A 3,005-nucleotide genomic window follows, 5' to 3' on the forward strand; every position below is an offset into this window, starting at 1 on the left:
ATTTGACCGCCATAATAATTAATCGCGGTTCGTTGGGATATTTAGGGAAAAGACGATCAAATAATTGTTTAGCTGCGGGCAAATCATCGAGGGCGATCGCTTCTTGTATTTCTGCTAATCCTGTTGCTAATTCCGATTGTAAATCGAGACGGGAAAATAAGTCTCTAATTTGTTCTTCTGGCAAAGCACCGACAAAACAGGGTAACACTTCTCCCTTGCTGACAATTCGCACATCGGGAACTCCTTCCACATCGTATTGTTCGGCTAATTCGGGATTTTTATCTATATCTATTTTGGCCAGGATAAAATTATATTCGCTTGCCAGTTTTTCTAGCATCGGTTTTACCAATTTACAGGGTCCACACCACAGGGCATAAAAGTCTAAAATCACCGTATTTAGATAGGATTTCTCGATTACTTCACTGTCAAAATTTGTCCCATCTACCTCAATAGAATATCCCATCTATTTCTCCTCTAATAACTTATTTTCAGCTAGTTTTGTCTCACTTATCTCTTTTACCCAAAGGGCTAATCCTCCCCCTCGTCCCCGGGCTGCCATCATTGTTTCTGTGATCAGAAAATAGGCAAAAAATGCCTGTTTTTTGATACTTTCCTGATAAAAATTCGCTTCACTTACCTGTCCATTTCTAATAAAACCTGAATAGAGAGAGCGATTAAATAGGGTTAGGTTGATCTGGGTAAAATCAAAGGCGAGAAGACGGGTTTTAGGAAAAAACTTAACCGGACCGCTTACGGATAGTTTTACTGCCCCTAAAACTATCTGATTGCTGACGCTTCCAGAGATAAATTCTCCCAGTTCTAAACTCTCATTTCTTTGGTAAGAGATGGTAATTTTTAACCAGGATGGTAGATAGCGACCCTTACCCAAAACAATCCCCGCTCTCTTTTTCGCTTTTTGAGTTCCCGTGATAAAGTATAATCGCCAAGTACCGACTAAAGCCGCAAAAGTAAGATTTTCTTTAGTTTTTTTAGTGTTTTTTTCTTTGGTTAAGAGAAATTCTAGCAATTGAGAGACAGGGGGGCGATTATTATCCTCAAGTATTAGGGGTGAGTCGAGATTTCTAACCATGATTTCAGACAGTGCCAAGATATTTTAACTGAAGCTACCGAACTCGAAAAAGCGAGCGATAAACCGGTTGACCCTTATTATAAGTGGACTTTTCCCTCTCCGTCGGTACGGGGAAAATATTTTCCTCTAACCAGGGGGTTTGATGTTGCCGAACAAAATGGGGATGTGCTTGAAATCTCTCCGTCATTTCCAGGGCGATCGATTCCACATCCGACTGTAAAAAAACCCAGCCCCCAGCTACCATATACTTAGCTAAAGCTATTACTAATTCTGGCTGCACAACCCGACGCTTACTGTGACGCTGTTTAAACCAAGGATCTGGAAATTGAATCGACACCCAAAATAACTTATCTGCGGGCAAAGATTGCAGTAAAATTTCTGGGGCAACATTCATATTGCCAAAAACAAAAGCGAGATTACTTAATCCTAACCTTTCCCGTTCCTGATTGGCTTCAATTACCAAAGGTTGACGAATTTCAATGCCCAAAAAATTAATTTCTGGCTCTACTTGGGCCATTTGTAACAAAAATTTACCCCGCGCACAACCAATGTCAAGATGGAGAGGTTGCGTCATATCCTGATAAACTTGATTCCAATCGGGGGGAGCGATCGGATGGCGATATTTATGACTTAAGGGATTGACGTGCTGACGAACGCGAACTTTAGCCAAAGATATTTTCTCCTCATTTCTCCTCGATCGATCTAGTTTACCGATATTTAGCCCAATTGAATGCGATGAATTTCCGTTTCGCCATTCTCAGCGATCCTCATATCGCTTTACCCACAACCATTTTGAACCATTCTAATCGCTTTCATCTGGTGGAAGTGAGTATTCCCGCTTTAAAAATTGTTTTAGACCATCTCATCACCCTTAACCTCGATTTTCTGCTGATTGCTGGCGATTTAACCCAAGATGGTGAACCAGAAAATCACCGTTGGTTAGCCGATTGTTTAGCCACTTTACCCTTCCCCGTCTATGTGGTGCCGGGTAATCATGATGTTTTGAGTTTAACCGCGACGGAAAACCAGATCGGTTTAGGAGATTTTCCCTTTTATTATCAACAATTTGGTTACAGCGACCCCGAACAAATATACTACCAAAAAGAAATTTTACCCGGAGTGCAATTAATCGGTCTTAATTCTAATCAATTCGATGATCAAGGTAAACAAATTGGCAGTTTAGATGCAGAACAATTGCATTGGTTAAAACAGATTTTACCCGCGCTAAAAAACGATCTAGTGATGGTGATGATCCATCATAACGTTATCGAGCATTTACCCGGACAAAGCAATCATGAATTAGGTAAACGCTATATGTTGGCTAATGCGGTAGAACTGCTCGATATACTAGAGGAAAACGGCGTAAAATTGTTGATTACTGGCCATCTCCACGTGCAGGATCTGGCTTTTACTAGAGGTATCTATGAAATTACCACCGGTTCCCTCGTCAGTTATCCCCATCCCTACCGGGTGCTAGAATATTGCGAAAACACGGTTGAATTAGCCATAGAATCCTTTCATCTGCAAAATATACCCGGATGGGAGAATTTACCCGCTATTTCTCGGCAATGGTTAGGCGATCGCTCTTATCCTTTTATGATGCGTTTATTAACCTGCCATCCCCTCAATCTTCCCGTGAGTCTAGCGGAGGAATTAGCCCCGAAATTACGAAATTTTTGGGCAGATGTGGCCAAAGGTGACACAATCTTCGATTTTAGCGATTTTCCGCCCCTAGCACGCCGTTATTTTTACGCTTTCAGTGCCATCGATCCCCTCGGTAATCCTCATTTTATCGACAATCAAGCCGTAATTAGGGTTTGCTGAAAAAGCTTTTCCTAGGGGCAGGGAGTGGGGTGTGGGGTGTGGGGTGAGGGGTTTTATCGATTTTCAGGTGGTCAACAACCTAATTTTCAGG

Annotated in this window: 4 protein-coding genes; 1 reads left to right on the forward strand and 3 read right to left on the reverse strand. The window is 41.7% G+C overall.

Features of this window, described 5'->3' with window-relative positions:
• From PX636_RS11115 to trmB, 3 genes are all read right to left on the reverse strand, one after another.
• On the reverse strand, positions 1 to 463 hold a 463-nt coding region (locus PX636_RS11115; protein WP_288117195.1), incomplete at its 3' end, for a thioredoxin family protein.
• The gene (locus PX636_RS11120) at positions 464 to 1,090 is read right to left on the reverse strand and encodes a hypothetical protein (RefSeq protein WP_288117196.1); all 627 of its coding nucleotides are present in this window, start codon (positions 1,088 to 1,090) and stop codon (positions 464 to 466) included. It lies immediately after the preceding gene.
• Between the two features lie 34 nt (positions 1,091 to 1,124).
• A complete protein-coding gene (gene trmB, locus PX636_RS11125) occupies positions 1,125 to 1,760 on the reverse strand; it encodes a tRNA (guanosine(46)-N7)-methyltransferase TrmB (protein ID WP_012267192.1) in 636 nt (211 codons plus the stop codon).
• Positions 1,761 to 1,825: 65 nt separating this feature from the next.
• On the opposite strand from trmB, the gene PX636_RS11130 reads away from it, so the two are divergent.
• Complete coding sequence (locus PX636_RS11130; protein ID WP_288117198.1) at positions 1,826 to 2,914, forward strand: metallophosphoesterase family protein; 1,089 nt, start codon at positions 1,826 to 1,828, stop codon at positions 2,912 to 2,914.
• Positions 2,915 to 3,005: the final 91 nt, after the last annotated feature.

Origin of the sequence: Microcystis sp. M53598_WE2 (assembly GCF_030067735.1) — a bacterium.
Taxonomy (GTDB): domain Bacteria; phylum Cyanobacteriota; class Cyanobacteriia; order Cyanobacteriales; family Microcystaceae; genus Microcystis; species Microcystis aeruginosa.